This is a genomic window from Stenotrophomonas sp. YJH_SMC_8, assembly GCF_059371315.1.
The window spans coordinates 19,838-36,060 of sequence record NZ_JCAFUL010000011.1; the positions used below are offsets into that span (position 1 = coordinate 19,838).

A 16,223-nucleotide genomic window follows, 5' to 3' on the forward strand; every position below is an offset into this window, starting at 1 on the left:
GATTCGCCACAGACAAGGATTTGTTTGCCATGAAACAGGCTTTGATGTCGGCCGTCCTGTTGTCAGGACTGGTCCTGGTCAGTACCGCATCGGCATCCAGGGGCAAGGATGTGTTCGTGCCCGGTCAGCCGCTGCAGCAACAGATCGCGCGTATCGAGGTGGAGCTCAAGGACGGCGAAACCTATTCGGAACTCAAGCAGGACGAGCGCACCCGCGTCAACGACGCCCTGGCGCGCATGCGGGCGGCGGTGGAGCAATACCCGGCACGCGATTCCATGCCTGAACCGGTGCAAACCCAGGTCTTCAACGATCAGCAGGTCGTGAACACGGTTTTGACACAGGCGCGTGAAGATAGTCGTCTAATATGCCAACGTGAAAAGCCCATCGGTTCCAATCGGACCACGACGCAGTGCATGACCGTTGCCGAGCGCGCTCGGCAGAAGGAACGGGCTCAGCAGGACATGAGGCAGGTCATGCGCGCCGGCAGTACAGTCAATTAGAGGTGACAGTGAGAATCCTGGTAATCGAAGACAACAGCGACATTGCGGCCAACCTGGGCGACTATCTGGAGGACCGGGGGCATACGGTGGACTTCGCGGCTGACGGGGTCACCGGCCTGCATCTGGCCGTGGTGCACGAGTTCGACGCGATCGTGCTGGATCTCAACCTGCCAGGCATGGATGGCATCGAAGTCTGCCGCAAGCTGCGCAACGAAGCGCGCAAGCAGACCCCGGTGCTGATGCTGACGGCCCGCGATTCGCTGGACAACAAGCTGGCCGGCTTCGATTCCGGTGCCGATGACTACCTGATCAAGCCGTTCGCGCTGCAGGAAGTGGAAGTGCGTCTGAACGCCCTGTCGCGCCGCGGCAAGGGCGTGCAGACCCGCGTGCTGGAAACCGGCGATCTGGAGTACAACCTGGACACGCTGGAAGTGCGCCGCCAGGGCAAGCTGCTGCAGCTCAACCCGACCGCGCTGAAGATCCTGCAGGCGCTGATGGAAGCGGCGCCGGCGGTGGTGACCCGCCAGGAGCTGGAAACCCGCGTGTGGGGCGAGGAACTGCCCGACTCGGATTCGCTGCGCGTGCATATCCATGGCCTGCGTGCGGTGGTCGACAAGCCGTTTGAAGTGCCGCTGATCCAGACCCGCCATGGCATCGGATACCGCATCGCCACCCCGGAAGCCTGATTCCGTGGCAGCCAAGGGGGAGCGCCGGCGCACGCCATACAGGCGGCGCCTGCGCAGCCGCATCATCGTCTCGTTCGTGTTGTTGGGCTTCTGCCTGACAACACTGTTCGCGTTCGCCACCAACTGGGCCCGCCTGCGCGTGGAAAACCAGCTGGTGGAAGAGCTGATGAACCGCAACATCGACGAGTACGCGCGGCGCTACTACGAACATCCGGGCCACAACCCGGACGCGCCGGTGCTGCAGATCCGTGCATATGCCTATTCCAAGGACAAGTTCGACCGGGTGCGCGAAGAGCGCGCGCAGTGGGCGGGCTTCTCCGATGGCATCCACAGCGTCAGCGGCGACGAACACGGCGAACCCTATTCCTACAAGCTGGCCGTGCGGAAGACGCCCGACGCCTGGTTCTTCCTCGCCTATGACATGACCGACAGCGTGCGCGGTGGCAAGCAGCTCAACCGCGCGCTGGTGTTGTCGGTGCTGGTGTTCAGCGTGCTGTCGCTGGTGCTGGGCTGGTGGTCGGCATCGAAGGTGATGAAGCCAGTGTCGGACCTGGCCGCGCGGCTGCGTGCGTACCGTGGCGGAACCAGTGATCCCGAGCCGTTGGCGCCGCGCTTTCCCGATGACGAGGTGGGGCAGCTGGCACAGGCGCTGGACGATTATTCCTCGCGGCTGACCGAAGTGGTGCAGCGCGACCGCGAGTTCAATGCAGACGTCAGCCATGAACTGCGCACGCCGCTGGCGGTGATCCGCGGGGCCACCGAGCTGCTGCTGACCCGGCCCGGCCTGGACGAGAAGGTGCTGCAGCGCCTGCAGCGCATCCAGCGTGCCGAACAGCAGTGCAGCGACCTGATTGGTGCGCTGCTGCTGCTGTCGCGCAACGAGCGCGGGCAGGGCACCAGCAACGTGGCGCGCGTGGCCGAGCAGCTGCTGGATGCGCACCGCGCGCAGCTGGGCGGCAAGCCGCTGGAGCTGCTGCTGGAAGGCGAGCGCAACCTGGTGATCGATGCACCCGAGGCGGCGCTGTCGGTGGCGCTGGGCAACCTGATCGGCAACGCGGTGAAGTACTCGCAGGATGGCGAAGTGCGCGTCTTCGTGGGCACCAATTCGGTATCGGTGACCGACAGCGGCCCGGGCCTGAGCGAGGAAGATGCAGCCAAGCTGTTCCAGCGCGGCTACCGCGGCACGCACGCCGGCCATTCGCAGGGCGGCGGCATCGGCCTGTCGATCGTCAGCCGTCTGTGCGACCTGTACGGCTGGCAGGTGAGCGTGCGCCCCGGTGGCGAGCGCGGCGTGATCGCCACCCTGACGTTCTCGCCGAAGCCCTTGTAAGCGCCTGCCTCGTGTAGAGCCGAGCCTGCGCTCGGCTGCCCTGGCTTTCCGGAGCCGAGCATGGGCTCGGCTCTACAGTAGATCCACGCCACGCGTGGATGCGCTCCGGTAGATCCACGCCATGCGTGGATGCGTTCCGGTAGTGCCGGCCGCTGGCCGGCAACCAGGGCTCACCCCCCGGCCAACCCCAGATACCGCGCATGCAGCTGTTCCACCTGCGCCTGCAGGTCCTCCGGCCGTCCATCATTGATCACCACGTCATTGGCCAGTGCCAATCGCTGCGCGCGGCTGGCCTGGGCGGCGATCATCCGGTCAGCCAGCGCGGCGTCGATGCCATCGCGCTGCATCAGGCGGGCGTGCTGCACGGCTTCCGGTGCATCCACCAGCAGTACCCGGTCCAGCCAGGGGTAGGCCTTTCGCCCACCGACCTCGGTCAGCAGCGGAATGGCGGCAATCGCATAAGGGCTTTCAGCCTGCTCGCACTGCTGTTGCATCAGCAGGCGGATGGCCGGGTGGGTGATGGCTTCCAGCGCCGTCCGCTCGGCCGGATCGGCGAAGACGTGGGCGCGCAGGCGGCCCCGGTCCAGGGCGCCATCGGCCAGCAGCATGCCGGCGCCGAAGCGCTCGGCGATACGGGCCAGGGCCGGGCTGCCGGCGGCGACCACGGCCCGGGCGGCCAGGTCGGCGTCGGCCACCACGATGCCCAGCGCCTCGAAGCGCCGGGTCACCTCACTCTTGCCGGCGGCGATGCCGCCGGTCAGGCCAACCACGTAGCGGCTCATGGGGACTCCCCTCAGCGCAGCCCGCTCATCACCATGTACTGCTCCACCAGCGGCGCACCCCACATGAAGTACAGCCAGCCAGCAATGGCCAGGTAAGGGCCGAACGGAATCGGCGTGGCGCGGTCACGGCCCCGGCTGTACAGCCAGATGGAGCCGATGATGGCGCCCAGCACCGAGGACAGCAGGATGATCGGCAGGATGCCCTTCAGGCCACACCAGGCGCCCAGGGCCGCCAGCAGCTTGAAATCGCCGTGGCCCATGCCTTCCTTGCCGGTCAGCTGCTTGAACAGCCACCAGACCGTCCACAGCGACAGGTAGCCCACCGCCGCGCCCACCAGGGCGGGCTTGGCCGGCATGTAGAGGTTGTCGATGCTGCCTATCAGCCCCAGCCACATCAGTGGCAGGGTGAGCTGGTCGGGCAGCAGCTGGGTGCGCAGGTCGATACCGGACAGCGCGATCAGGAAGCAGGTCAGCACGATGGCGCCGAAACCCTGCCAGCCGAAGCCGAACTGCCAGACGCAGGCCACCACCAGCAGCGAGGTCATCGCCTCCACCAGCGGGTACTGCAGCGAGATCGGCGCCTTGCAGTGGCGGCACTTGCCGCCCTGGATGATCCAGCTGAACAGCGGGATGTTCTCGTACCAGCTCAGCTTGTGCTTGCAGTGCGGGCAGTGCGACGGCTCGACCACGATCCCCGGGGGGGGCGGTTCATAGAAGTCCGGTTCCTCCAGGACTTCGCGCGCATCGCGCTTCCACTGCCATTCCAGCCGCTTGGGCAGGCGCAGGATGACGACGTTCAGGAAACTGCCCAGCAGCAGTCCGAAGGCGGCCGCGGCGGGGTAGCCGAGGCTAGGATGCTGGTCGAGAAAAGCCATGTATGTGTTATCCGACGACGGCGCCGAGTTTGAAGATGGGAAGGTACATGGCAATCACCATGCCGCCCACAATGGTACCAATGAACACCATGATCATCGGCTCCAGCAGGCTGCTCAGGGCATCCACCGAATTGTTGACCTCCTGCTCATAGTACTCGGCCACCTTGAACAGCATGGCGTCCAGCGCGCCGGCCTCTTCGCCGATGCCGGTCATCTGGATGACCATGTGCGGGAACAGGTTGGTCTGCTTCATCGACATGTTCACCGGGTAACCCACCGAGACGTCGTCGCGCATGCGCAGCACCGCCTCTTCGTACACGGTATTGCCGGTGGCGCCGGCCACGATGCCCAGCGCCTCCACCAGCGGCACGCCGGCCTTGAAGGTCACCGCGGTGGTGCGCGAGAAGCGGGCGATGGCGCTGTTGTGCATGATCTGCCCGATCACCGGCACCTTCAGCACGAACCGGTCCATCGCATGCTGCATCTTCGGCGAGCGCTTGTAGGCCATGATGGCACCGACAGCGGAGCCCACCACTATCAGGAATATCAGCCACCACCACGACACCATGAACCGCGACAGGTTCACCACCATCTGGGTGAAGGCGGGCAGCTCGGCGCCGAAGCTCTTGAACACGTCCTCGAACTGCGGCACCACGAACACCAGCATGATGCCGCTGACCAGCATGGCCACCACCACCACCATGATCGGGTAGAACAGCGCCTTCTTGATCTTGCCCTTCAGCGCTTCGATGTTTTCCTTGTAGGTGGCCACCGTGTCCAGCACGGTTTCCAGCACGCCGGCGCCTTCGCCGGCCCGCACCAGGTTGCGGTACAGCTCGTCGAACTGCACCGGGTGCTTGCTGACCGCCTCGTACATCGAGGAGCCGCCCTCGATGTCGGTGCGGATGGTGTCCACCAGCTTCTTCATCCGCGGGTTCTTGTGCCCGCTGGCGATGATGTCCAGCGCCGACACGATCGGCACGCCGGATTTCATCATCGTGGCCATCTGCCGGCTGAAGAAGGCGATGTCCTTCGGCTTGACCGGGCTGCCGGAGGCGCCGAACAGCGGCTTCGGCTTGGGCTTGACCTGGCCCGGGTTGATGCCCTGGCGGCGCAGCTCGGCGCGCAGCAGGTTGGCGTTCTTGGCCAGCTGCTCGCCCTTCATCTTCACGCCCCGCTTGTCGGTCCCCACCCAGACAAACGGCTGCAGCTCAATGGTGGCGCGCGCCACCGGCTCTTTCTTGATCGCACTGCGACTGACAGACATGTTGGCTCCCCAAGACCCGCCATCCCCAGGCGGGTAACTAGCCATCGATGGTAGCGGGTTCAAGGCCGGATGGGCAGTTGGCAGGGGCCCCAGCGTGCGATTTCGTGCCGGGTGCCGACCAAAGGTGACGTACTGCGTCACATTGCCGCGTCCATCGCAGATTCGGAAGCGGGGGGTTCCCATCCGCGAAATTGCTGCCATCATGGGCGCGGGGAAATCCAGGGGGAGGCGTGCCGGGGTTGGCACGCAACCTGCGTTGATCCACCCGCAGGGCATGGGGCCCGCTCAACCGGCACAGCCCGGTCCGATCCCGTGCACTGAACTCAACCACCACTATCTTGGGGATGTACCAAATGAAGAACCAGAAGGGCTTCACCCTTATCGAACTGATGATCGTCGTCGCGATCATCGCCATCCTGGCCGCCATCGCTCTGCCGGCTTACCAGGACTACACCGCCAAGTCGAAGGTCACCGCTGCGCTGGCCGACCTGGCTTCGCACAAGACCCAGTTCGAGATGGAAAAGAGCGCGGGCCGTGCACCGACTCTGGGCACTGCTGGCTTCCAGGCGGCCAACACGGGTTCCTGCGAGACCATCACCGTGGCCGACACCGGCATGATCTGCGCCATCCGTGAGCCGGGTAGCCGCATCGGCGAAGGTGCGACCTTGGCTCTGAACTACACCGATACCGTGACGAACGACTCCGGCGCAATCACCACCCCGGGTGGCTTTACTTGCGTTGTCACCGGCATGGACAAGAAGTTCATCCCGAAGGGTTGCGGCGCCGCCAAGCCCTGATCTAGTTGATGCGTAGGGTGCCTGGAGCTGCGGCTCCTTGCATTCCCGCGAGTTACACAAGGCCCGCTTCGGCGGGCCTTGTGCTGACCGGGCTATGGCATCCGGTCAGCAAGCAGCAATGGGGATTGCTGGACTAAACAGGGGGAGTCATGAACACGCAGAAGGGCTTCACGCTCATCGAGCTGATGATCGTGGTGGCCATCATCGCCATCCTGGCGGCGATCGCGACGGTGGCGTTCCAGCCTTACGTCGTACGCACCCAGCTGACCGCCGCACTGGCCGACATCACGCCGGGCAAGACCAACGTGGAAATCCTCGTCAATGAGGGCCGTTCGGCCAGCCTGGTCACGCCGAACTACATCGGTGTCGCCCAGAACGCCCATTGCTCGAACGTCGAAGCCGAACTCAGTGAATCCGGTGTCGGCCACATCAGCTGCACCTTGAAGGGCCACAGCGCGCTGGAAGGGAAGGACCTGATCCTGCGCCGCTCGGCCGAGGGCATCTGGAGCTGCGATGGCAGCGCGTTCGAAGCGCGCTATAGGCCGACCGGCTGCTGATCACACTTCAGCGCTTCAATGGGATGCTGGCTGCCCCTTGACGGGGCTATCATCCCCGGGGGAGTCAGGATCGTGCCTGCCGGGCCGGGAGTGCCGGGCAAGGCAGTGTTGCTCATGGATTGGCGATGCCGGTGGCCGTTGGGTCGCGGCGGGTTCTGCTGCCCCGTGCGGTGTCCGTGCAAGGCGTACGGCATGGCATGACCCCATGAGCCAAGGATTCATATGAACGCTGTCACCACCGCCAATCTTGTCGGCATCACCGGCCTGGCCCGTCGCCTGGTGCAGGACGGGGCCCTGGACGAGGCCACCGCCCGCGACGCCATGGCCAAGGCCGCGGCCGCCCGCCAGCCACTGCCAACGTGGTTCGCGCAGAACAAGCTGGTCAATGCCTCGCAGCTGGCCGCCGCCAACGCGGTCGAGTTCGGCATGCCGCTGTTCGACGTGTCCACCTTCGACGCCAGCCAGAACGCGATGAGCCTGGTCAGCGAGGAGCTGCTGCGCAAGCACAACGTGCTGCCGCTGTTCAAGCGCGGTGGCAGGCTGTTCGTCGGCACCAGCAACCCGACCCACTCGCTGGACGAGATCAAGTTCCACACCAACCTGGTGGTCGAGCCGATCCTGGTCGACGAGGACCAGATCCGCCGCACGCTGGAACAGTGGCACGCCAGCCATGACACCCTCGGCGACGCCCTGGGGGGCGATGACGATGGCATGGGCAACCTGGACGTGGCGGCCGGCGACGAGGATCTCGGCGCTACCGGCGGCGATTCCGGCATCGACGCCAAGGGCGACGACACCCCGGTGGTGAAGTTCGTCAACAAGGTGCTGGTCGATGCGATCCGCAAGGGCGCCTCGGACATCCACTTCGAGCCCTACGAAGATGATTACCGCGTGCGCCTGCGCATCGATGGCCTGCTGAAGATGGTCGCGCGCGCACCGGTGAAGTTGAACCAGCGCATCGCCGCCCGCCTGAAGGTGATGGCACAGCTGGACATCGCCGAGAAGCGCGTCCCGCAGGACGGCCGCATCAAGCTCAACCTGTCCAAGACCAAGCAGATCGACTTCCGTGTCAGCACGCTGCCGACCCTGTTCGGCGAGAAGGTGGTGCTGCGTATCCTCGATGGCAGCGCGGCCAAGCTGGGCATCGACAAGCTGGGCTACGAGCCGGACCAGCAGAAGCTGTTCCTGGATGCCATCCACAAGCCCTACGGCATGGTGCTGGTGACCGGCCCGACCGGTTCGGGCAAGACCGTGTCGCTGTATACCGCGCTGGGCATCCTCAACGACGAGACGCGCAACATCTCCACCGCCGAAGACCCGGTGGAAATCCGCCTGCCCGGCGTCAACCAGGTGCAGCAGAACAACAAGCGCGGCATGACCTTCGCCGCGGCGCTGCGCTCGTTCCTGCGACAGGACCCGGACATCATCATGGTCGGCGAAATCCGCGACCTGGAAACGGCGGAGATCGCGATCAAGGCCGCGCAGACCGGCCACATGGTGCTGTCCACGCTGCATACCAACGATGCGCCGCAGACCATCGCGCGCCTGATGAACATGGGCATCGCGCCCTACAACATCACCAGCTCGGTGACGCTGGTGATCGCCCAGCGCCTGGCGCGTCGCCTGTGCGGCAACTGCAAGCGACCGTCCAGCCTGCCCGAACATGCGCTGCTGGCCGAAGGCTTCACCCAGGCGCAGCTGGATGCGGGCATCGAGCTGTACGAGGCCGTGGGCTGCGACGAATGCACCGAGGGCTACAAGGGCCGGACCGGCGTCTACCAGGTCATGCCGATGACCGATGAGATCGCCACCATCGTGCTGGCCGGTGGCAATGCGCTGCAGATTGCCGAGGCGGCGCAGCAGATCGGGGTGAATGACCTGCGCCAGTCGGCGCTGAAGAAGGCCGCGGCGGGCATCACCAGCCTGGCCGAGATCAACCGCGTCACCAAGGATTGATGCGGTAGATCCACGCCATGCGTGGATGGCAGGCAGCGGTGCGGACCAAGGTCCGCACCCACCCGGGCATGGTCCTGCAGTAGATCCACGCCATGCGTGGATTACGCGGTCCCGACCACCGCGCAGCCGAGCGTGGGCTCGGCCCTTACTCCATCCCCAGCTTCTTCAGCTTGTAGCGCAGCGCACGGAAGGTGATACCCAGCTGCGCGGCGGTACGGGTCTTGTTCCAGCGGTTCTCTTCCAGCGCACGCTGGATGGCGCTGCGCTCGAGCTGCTCGATGTAGGAGGGCAGGGCGGCGCTGCCCGGCTGCAGGTCGGCCACCGCTTCGGCGGGCGCCGCGCTGCCGGGTGCACGCGGCGCGTGCTGCGGCAGGCGCAGGTCATCGGCGCCGATGCAGTCTTCCTCGGCCAGGGCCAGCGCACGTTCCAGGATGTTCTCCAGCTCGCGCACATTGCCCGGGAACGCGTACTGCGCCAGCGCTTCCAGCGCCGACGGCGCCAGCAGCGGGGTGGCACGGCCGTGGCTGCGGGCCAATCGGGCCAGCACGGCGGCGGCCAGCTCCGGCAGGTCCTGGCGGCGCTCGCGCAGCGGCGGCACCTTCAGTTCGATCACGTTGATGCGGTAGTACAGGTCGTGGCGGAAGCGCCCGTCCTCGACCAGCTCGGCCAGATCCTTGTGGGTGGCCGAGAGGATGCGGACATCCACCGGCTCCTCGTTGGCCGCCCCCACCGCGCGCACCGACTTTTCCTGGATCGCGCGCAGCAGCTTCACCTGCATCTGCAGTGGCAGTTCAGCCACTTCGTCCAGGAACAGGGTGCCGCCGTGCGCCGCCTGGAACAGGCCGGGCTTGTCGGCGTGCGCGCCGCTGAAACTGCCCTTGCGGTGGCCGAAGAATTCGCTCTCCATCAGCTCGCCGGGAATGGCGCCGCAGTTGACCGGCACGAACGGGCCGGCCGCGCGTGCACCTTGGGCATGGATGGTGCGTGCGACCAGCTCCTTGCCGACGCCCGACTCGCCGAGGATGTAGACCGGCGCCTGGCTGCGCGCGACCTTGCCGATGGTGGTGCGCAGCACATCCATGGCCTGTGAGTGGCCGAGCAGGCGACCGCCCTGTTCGGCGTTGGGGCCCGGTACCGGGCGCTCGGCGTTGTTGAGTTCCAGCGCGTGCTTGACCAGTCCGCGCAGCACCGAGATGTCCACCGGCTTGCTGACGAAATCGAACGCGCCGGCCTTCAGCGCCTCCACCGCCAGGTCCATGCTGCCGAAGGCGGTGATCATCGCGACCGGCGTGCGCGGGTAGTGCTGGGCGATCTCGCTGACCAGCTCGATGCCGTTGCCATCCGGCAGGCGCATGTCGGTGATGCACAGGTCGTACGGATTGCTGGCCAGCAGCTCACGTGCCTCGGCCAGGTTGGCGGCGGTACTGATGCGCAGCCCCATGCGGCCGAGGGTCAGCACCAGCAGTTCGCGGATGTCGCGTTCGTCGTCGACGACGAGGGCGCTGCGGGTTTCATTCATGGGCGTGAAAGATAAACGAGGGGGCTGGAAGCGACAAATGTTTGACGCACAGAATGGGAATCAGCTGGGCAGCAGCGTATGTGGACCGGGCAGCACCAGACGGAAGCAGGAGCCACCGGCCGGCACCGCGATGTAGTCCAGGCGGGCCTGGTTGGCCCGGCACAGCTCGCGCGCGATATACAGGCCCAGTCCGGTGCCATGCTCGGACGTGGTGAAGAAGGGTCGGAACAGCTGCGCGGCCACGCTCTCGGGGATACCTGGGCCACGGTCCATCACGTCGATCACCGCGCTGCGTTCGTGCTGGGCCACGCGCAGCCGCACCCGTGCCGGCTGCTGGCCGATGCGGCCGTACTTCAGCGCGTTGTGCACCAGCACGGTCAGCACCTGGTAGAGGTGCTTGGTGTCGACCTGGGCCATCACCGAGGTATCGCTGATGATCGGTTCGATGCTGTCGGTCTCCAGGGTCTGGCCCTGCTTGTACTCCAGCACGAAGCGGCGCACGAAAGCGACCAGGTCCACGTTCTCGGGCGTGGCACGCTCGCGCCGTGCCAGGCCCAGCACGCTTTCGACGATGCCGTTGGTGCGCTGGCATTGCTGGCGGATGATCTGCAGCAGGCGGCGGTCGCTCTCGTTGAAGCCGGTACCTTCCTCGAGCAGCTGCACGGCATAGTTGATCGCCGCCAGCGGGTTGCGGATCTCGTGGGCGAGGCTGGCCGAGAAGCGGCCCATGGCGGAAAGGGTGAGCGATTCGGCGCGGCGCGAGACCACGCTGGAATCATCCAGGAACACCAGCGCAAGGTCGCTGCCGGCCAGCAGGCGGGCGAAGCGCGGCTGCACTTCCGGCTGGTCGGGGTTGAGCTGCAGCGGCAGTTCGTCCTGTGCCCAGCCATTGCGCCAGCGCTGCAGCCTGCGCGCCAGTTCCGGTGCGGCGCTGGCCAGGTCCAGGCGCCCGCTTTCGCCGTTGCCGTCGTTGTCGCCCAGCAGCATCGAGGCGGCTTCGTTGGCCAGGGTGATGCGGTTGTCGGCGTCCACCACCAGCACGCCGGTGCGCATGCGGCGGATGATCAGTTCGTTGATCTGGAACAGGTTGGCTACTTCGTCGCCGCGCTGGTTGGCCAGTTGCTGGTTGCGGCGGGCGCGGTTGCCCACCTGGTAGCTGATGAAGGCCAGTGCCAGGTAGCTGGTGGCGAACATCGCCAGTTCGGCCAGGGTGCGGGTGGGGTCGCCGCCTTCCAGCAGCTTCCAGGTGTACTCGACGCCGGTGGCCAGGCTGGCGGCCAGCGCCAGGCCCAGTCCAAGGCTGAGCGGCAGCAGGGTGGCGGCGGCGGCGATGTTGAACAGCAGCGACATCGAGATGCCGGCACTGGCGCCGGGCAGGGCGTGCGACAGCAGGGTGGCGGCCACGATATCCACCAGCACGCCGCTGACCACGATCGGGCGCAGCCAGCGTTCGTTGCGGCCGAGTGCCAGGGCCAGCAGCGACAGGGCCAGGTAGATGACCGCAACGACGTCGGCCAGCCGCGGGTGATGGGCTTCGCCGACCATGGCCGACAACGGGCTGTAGAGCAGGGCGGCGATGACCGTAGCGATCAGCACCCGGTACAGCGCGAAGAAATACAGTTCACGCCGCGGAATCGATTCGATGCGGTCGATCAATGAAGCACTGGGTGACACGCCGGAACTCCCCTTCTGGCTGCCTGGGTCTGGATTCTGCGGCGGGCCTGGCCGGCGCCCCCTGAAGCCGGGCCGGCACGTCGCGTTTGCGAAGGGCAGTATAGGGCCCCCGGCCGGGCGCCGCCGAAGTGACCCGGATCGCGCATTTGGCCCGGTGCGGACACCGGTGGCCAGCCCCGGCCCGGGCGCAACTGCCTGAATGACGGTGGAAATCTGCCCGCGTCCGGCGTTTTGTACAGACTTCTTTGCGCCCCGGCGCTGGCTCGGCCACAATAGTGGGCCCGCCGCGGTCCATGCCGGCGCCCCGCCGGGGCCCTGAGGAATTGCGTGCGGTCGTTCCTATTCCCACGGTGACGCATGAATTTCCACGAATACCAGTCAAAACAACTGCTTGCCGAGTACGGCATCCCGGTCCCGGCCGGCAAGGTCGCTGCGACCCCGGACGAAGCGGTTGCCGCTGCCAACTCCCTGGGCCAGGGCCCCTGGATGGTCAAGGCGCAGATCCACGCTGGCGGCCGCGGCAAGGCTGGCGGCGTCAAGTTCTGCAAGACCACCGACGACGTGAAGGCCGCTGCGGCCAAGATGCTCGGCACCAAGATGGCCACCTACCAGACCGCCGGCGTTGAACTGCCGGTCAACCTGGTGCTGGTGACCACCGCAGGCGAGATCGTCAAGGAACTGTACCTGTCGGTGCTGGTCGACCGTGGCACCAAGACCATCACCTACATCGCCTCTTCGGAAGGCGGCGTGGAGATCGAGCAGGTCGCTGCTGAAACCCCGGAGCTGATCCACTCGCTGAACGTCGACTTCGTCGAAGGCGTGCAGGGTTACCACGGCCGTGATTTCGGCTTCAAGCTCGGCCTGACCGCCAAGCAGGCCGGCCAGTTCGCCAGCATCATGGTGAACCTGTACCGCCTGTTCAACGAAAAGGACCTGGCCCTGGTTGAAATCAACCCGCTGGCCATCCTGGACGACGGCAACCTGTACGCGCTGGACGGCAAGTTCGACAGCGACGACAACGCCGCGTTCCGCCAGAAGGCCCTGGTCGCCATGCGCGACAAGACCCAGGAAGATCCGACCGAAGTGATCGCTTCGGAGCTGGACATCAACTACGTCACCATGGACGGCAACATCGGCTGCATGGTGAACGGCGCCGGCCTGGCCATGGCCACCATGGACGTCATCAAGCTCAACGGCGGCGAGCCGGCGAACTTCCTGGACGTGGGCGGCGGTGCCAACAAGCAGCGCGTCATCGAAGCCTTCAAGCTGATCCTGTCCTCGGACAAGGTCGAAGGCATCTTCGTCAACATCTTCGGCGGCATCGTCCGCTGCGACATGATTGCCGAAGGCATCATCGCCGCCGTGAAGGAAGTGGGCGTCAAGGTTCCGGTCGTGGTGCGCCTGGAAGGCACCAACGTGGAAGAAGGCAAGCAGCTGCTGCGTGACAGCGGCATGGCCATCATCCCGGCTGACAACATCAACGATGGCGCCAAGAAGATCGTTGAAGCTGTCAAGAACGCCGCCTGATACCGACACCAAGGAATTCCAATGTCTGTTTTGATCAACAAGAACACCAAGGTGATCGTGCAGGGCTTCACCGGCCAGCAGGGCACCTTCCACGCCACTCAGATGATCGAGTACGGCACCCAGGTTGTCGGCGGCGTGACCCCGGGCAAGGGTGGCACCACCCATATCGACCTGCCGGTCTTCAACACCGTTGCCGACGCCGTGCAGAGCACCGGCGCCAATGCCTCGGTCATCTACGTGCCGCCGCCGTACGCGGCTGACGCGATCCTGGAAGCCGCTGCTGCCGGCATCAAGGTCATCGTCTGCATCACCGAAGGCATCCCGGTGCTGGACATGCTGCGCGTCAAGAACGTGCTGACCCGTTCGCATCCGGACACCGTGCTGATCGGGCCGAACTGCCCGGGCGTCATCACCCCGGGTGAGTGCAAGATCGGCATCATGCCGGGCCACATCCACCAGCCGGGCAAGATCGGCATCGTGTCGCGTTCGGGCACCCTGACCTATGAAGCGGTCAAGCAGACCACTGAAGTCGGCCTGGGCCAGTCCACCTGCATCGGCATCGGTGGTGACCCGATCAACGGCCTGAACTTCGTCGACTGCCTGAAGCTGTTCAACGAAGACCCGCAGACCGAAGGCATCATCATGGTTGGCGAAATCGGCGGCGACGCCGAGGAAGCCGGCGCCGAGTACATCAAGAACCACGTGAAGAAGCCGGTCGTCGGCTTCATCGCCGGTGCGTCGGCTCCGGCCGGCAAGCGCATGGGCCACGCCGGTGCGATCGCCTCGGGCGGCAAGGGCACTGCAGAAGGCAAGTTCGCTGCCATGGAAGCTGCCGGTGTTGTCACCGTCCGCTCGCCGGGCGACCTGGGCGCTGCCATCGCCAAGCTGGTCAAGTAAGACCGCTGGGCGGGGGAACTGTAGAGTCGACTGTTAGTCGACTGCTCTTCCCGCCGACTGCTGCAAAACACAAAGGCCGCCTCCGGGCGGCCTTTGTGCGTCTGGGGTGGGGTCAGATCCCTTTTGCGGCGCAAAAGGGATCTGACCCCGGCGTTACAATGGCGGCATTGCAACCACAGGCTGGATTCCCATGGCTTCGATCCGCATCGCGATGGCGCAGTTCGACTTCCCGGTCGGCGATGTCGCCGGCAACACCGAGCGCATCATCGAGATGATCGGCCAGGCGCGCGACGAGTACGGCGCCGAGCTGGTGATGTTCCCCGAGCTGGCGGTGAGCGGCTATCCGCCGGAAGACCTGCTGTTGCGCCCGGGCTTCCTGTACGAGTGCGAGCAGGCAATGACGCGCATCGCCGCGGCCTGCCGCGGCATCACCGCAGTGGTCGGCTGGCCGCAGGCGGTTGGCGCGGTGGTCTACAACGCCGCCAGCGTGCTGCGTGATGGGCTGGTCGAGCAGACCTACCGCAAGCGTGAGCTGCCCAATTACGCCGTGTTCGACGAACGCCGCTACTTCGATGTCGATCCGGACGGCGGCAGCTGCGTGTTCGAGGTCAACGGCATTCCGGTGGGTTTGCTGATCTGCGAGGACCTGTGGTTCGCCGAGCCGCTGGCCGATACCGTGCGCGCCGGCGCGCAGCTGGTGGTGGTACCCAATGCCTCGCCGTACGAGCGCGGCAAGCACGCCCAGCGCGATGCGGTGCTGGCCGCACGTACCCGCGAGAGTGGCGCGGCAATCGCCTATCTCAATGTGGTCGGTGGCCAGGATGCGCTGGTGTTCGATGGCGCCTCGGTGGTGGCCGATGGTGACGGTACCGTGCACCCGGCGGCGGCGGCCTTCGTCGACCAGTGGCTGGTGGTGGAGTACGACGGCGAAACCCGTCGCTTCATGCCGCACGTGTGGATGGACGATGGTGACGAGAGCATGGACGCGCTGGCCTGGCGCGCGGTGACCCGTGGCATCCAGGACTACTGCCGCAAGAACGGCTTCAGGAAGGTGTGGCTGGGCCTGTCCGGTGGCATCGATTCGGCGCTGGTGCTGGCCATGGCGGTAGACGCGATGGGGGCGGAGAACGTAACCGCCGTGCGCCTGCCGTCGCGCTACACCGCCGGCCTGTCCAACGACCTGGCCGCCGAGCAGTGCCTGGCATTGGGTGTGAAGCTGGAAGCGGTCTCGATCGAGCCGGCGTTCAAGGGCCTGATGGAATCGCTGGCGCCGATGTTCGAGGGCACCACGCCGGACGTGACCGAGGAAAACCTGCAGTCGCGTAGCCGTGGCGTGATCCTGATGGCGCTGGCCAACAAGTTCGGCGGGCTGCTGCTGACCACCGGCAACAAGAGCGAGTACGCGGTGGGCTACGCCACCATCTACGGCGACATGTGCGGTGGCTATGCGCCGTTGAAGGACCTGTACAAGACCGAAGTGTTCGGCCTGTCGAAGTGGCGCAATACCGTGGGCGGTGCACCGGTGATCCCGCCGGCGGTGATCAGCCGCCCGCCGTCGGCCGAACTGCGCGAGAACCAGCTGGACCAGGACTCGCTGCCGGCCTACGACGTGCTGGACGGCATCCTGTACCGCTACATCGACCAGGAGCAGTCGCGCACGGAGATCGTTGCCGCCGGTTACGACGCGGCCGTGGTCGACCGCGTGCTGCGCCTGGTGCGCATCAGCGAGTGGAAGCGGCACCAGGCCGCGCCAGGCCCGAAGGTGTCGCGTCGTGCTTTCGGTCGCGAACGTCGCTACCCGATCAGCAACGGCTACAAGGGCTGAGGTCCGGTCCAGCAGACGACAGGGAGTGCCG

At 65.9% G+C, this 16,223-nt stretch carries 14 protein-coding genes; 9 read left to right on the forward strand and 5 right to left on the reverse strand.

Annotated elements, in window-relative coordinates; genetic code table 11:
* Window positions 1–29 precede the first annotated feature (29 nt).
* The 3 genes from AC5P88_RS14625 to AC5P88_RS14635 are packed head-to-tail and all read left to right on the forward strand — an operon-like array spanning window position 30 to window position 2,516.
* Complete coding sequence (locus tag AC5P88_RS14625; protein ID WP_495225381.1) at window positions 30–500, forward strand: hypothetical protein; 471 nt, start codon at window positions 30–32, stop codon at window positions 498–500.
* Between the two features lie 8 nt (window positions 501–508).
* Window positions 509–1,186 carry a response regulator transcription factor gene (locus AC5P88_RS14630; RefSeq protein ID WP_005410804.1) on the forward strand — a complete coding sequence of 226 codons (678 nt, stop codon included), beginning with the start codon at window positions 509–511 and terminating at the stop codon, window positions 1,184–1,186.
* Complete coding sequence (locus tag AC5P88_RS14635; protein ID WP_099553741.1) at window positions 1,149–2,516, forward strand: sensor histidine kinase; 1,368 nt, start codon at window positions 1,149–1,151, stop codon at window positions 2,514–2,516. The genes AC5P88_RS14630 and AC5P88_RS14635 overlap by 38 nt, the downstream gene beginning before the upstream one ends.
* 170 nt (window positions 2,517–2,686) lie before the next feature.
* Here AC5P88_RS14635 and coaE read toward each other — a convergent pair whose 3' ends face one another.
* From coaE to AC5P88_RS14650, 3 genes are read right to left on the reverse strand one after another with little or no spacing between them, the layout of a single operon-like run.
* On the reverse strand, window positions 2,687–3,298 hold the full coding sequence (gene coaE, locus AC5P88_RS14640) for a dephospho-CoA kinase (protein WP_495225382.1): 612 nt from the start codon (window positions 3,296–3,298) through the stop codon (window positions 2,687–2,689).
* Window positions 3,299–3,309: 11 nt separating this feature from the next.
* On the reverse strand, window positions 3,310–4,173 hold the full coding sequence (locus AC5P88_RS14645) for a prepilin peptidase (protein ID WP_495225383.1): 864 nt from the start codon (window positions 4,171–4,173) through the stop codon (window positions 3,310–3,312).
* A 7-nt stretch (window positions 4,174–4,180) separates the two neighbouring features.
* Window positions 4,181–5,440 (reverse strand): type II secretion system F family protein, encoded by a 1,260-nt coding sequence (locus AC5P88_RS14650; RefSeq protein ID WP_106549567.1) that lies wholly within the window; start codon window positions 5,438–5,440, stop codon window positions 4,181–4,183.
* A gap of 353 nt (window positions 5,441–5,793) precedes the next feature.
* On the opposite strand from AC5P88_RS14650, the gene AC5P88_RS14655 reads away from it, so the two are divergent.
* The 3 genes from AC5P88_RS14655 to pilB all read left to right on the forward strand — a co-directional run bounded on the left by AC5P88_RS14655 (window position 5,794) and on the right by pilB (window position 8,750).
* Window positions 5,794–6,237, forward strand: coding sequence for a pilin (locus AC5P88_RS14655; RefSeq protein ID WP_111110853.1), 444 nt, complete (start codon window positions 5,794–5,796; stop codon window positions 6,235–6,237).
* A 149-nt stretch (window positions 6,238–6,386) separates the two neighbouring features.
* Window positions 6,387–6,794, forward strand: a complete 408-nt coding sequence (locus tag AC5P88_RS14660) for a pilin (RefSeq protein ID WP_111110851.1) — start codon at window positions 6,387–6,389, stop codon at window positions 6,792–6,794.
* 222 nt (window positions 6,795–7,016) lie between these two features.
* Window positions 7,017–8,750, forward strand: coding sequence for a type IV-A pilus assembly ATPase PilB (gene pilB / locus AC5P88_RS14665; protein ID WP_062605785.1), 1,734 nt, complete (start codon window positions 7,017–7,019; stop codon window positions 8,748–8,750).
* 145 nt (window positions 8,751–8,895) lie between these two features.
* On the opposite strand, the gene AC5P88_RS14670 is transcribed toward pilB, so the two are convergent.
* The gene (locus tag AC5P88_RS14670) at window positions 8,896–10,269 is read right to left on the reverse strand and encodes a sigma-54-dependent transcriptional regulator (RefSeq protein WP_414497931.1); all 1,374 of its coding nucleotides are present in this window, start codon (window positions 10,267–10,269) and stop codon (window positions 8,896–8,898) included.
* Window positions 10,270–10,329: 60 nt separating this feature from the next.
* Window positions 10,330–11,943 carry a sensor histidine kinase gene (locus AC5P88_RS14675; RefSeq protein WP_049427898.1) on the reverse strand — a complete coding sequence of 538 codons (1,614 nt, stop codon included), beginning with the start codon at window positions 11,941–11,943 and terminating at the stop codon, window positions 10,330–10,332.
* Window positions 11,944–12,300: 357 nt separating this feature from the next.
* On the opposite strand from AC5P88_RS14675, the gene sucC reads away from it, so the two are divergent.
* From sucC to AC5P88_RS14690, 3 genes are all read left to right on the forward strand, one after another.
* Window positions 12,301–13,470, forward strand: coding sequence for an ADP-forming succinate--CoA ligase subunit beta (gene sucC, locus AC5P88_RS14680; protein WP_004154430.1), 1,170 nt, complete (start codon window positions 12,301–12,303; stop codon window positions 13,468–13,470).
* 21 nt (window positions 13,471–13,491) lie between these two features.
* On the forward strand, window positions 13,492–14,367 hold the full coding sequence (gene sucD, locus AC5P88_RS14685) for a succinate--CoA ligase subunit alpha (protein WP_005410793.1): 876 nt from the start codon (window positions 13,492–13,494) through the stop codon (window positions 14,365–14,367).
* A gap of 190 nt (window positions 14,368–14,557) precedes the next feature.
* The gene (locus AC5P88_RS14690; protein WP_286074070.1) at window positions 14,558–16,192 is read left to right on the forward strand and encodes an NAD+ synthase; all 1,635 of its coding nucleotides are present in this window, start codon (window positions 14,558–14,560) and stop codon (window positions 16,190–16,192) included.
* The last annotated feature ends 31 nt before the right edge of the window (window positions 16,193–16,223 follow it).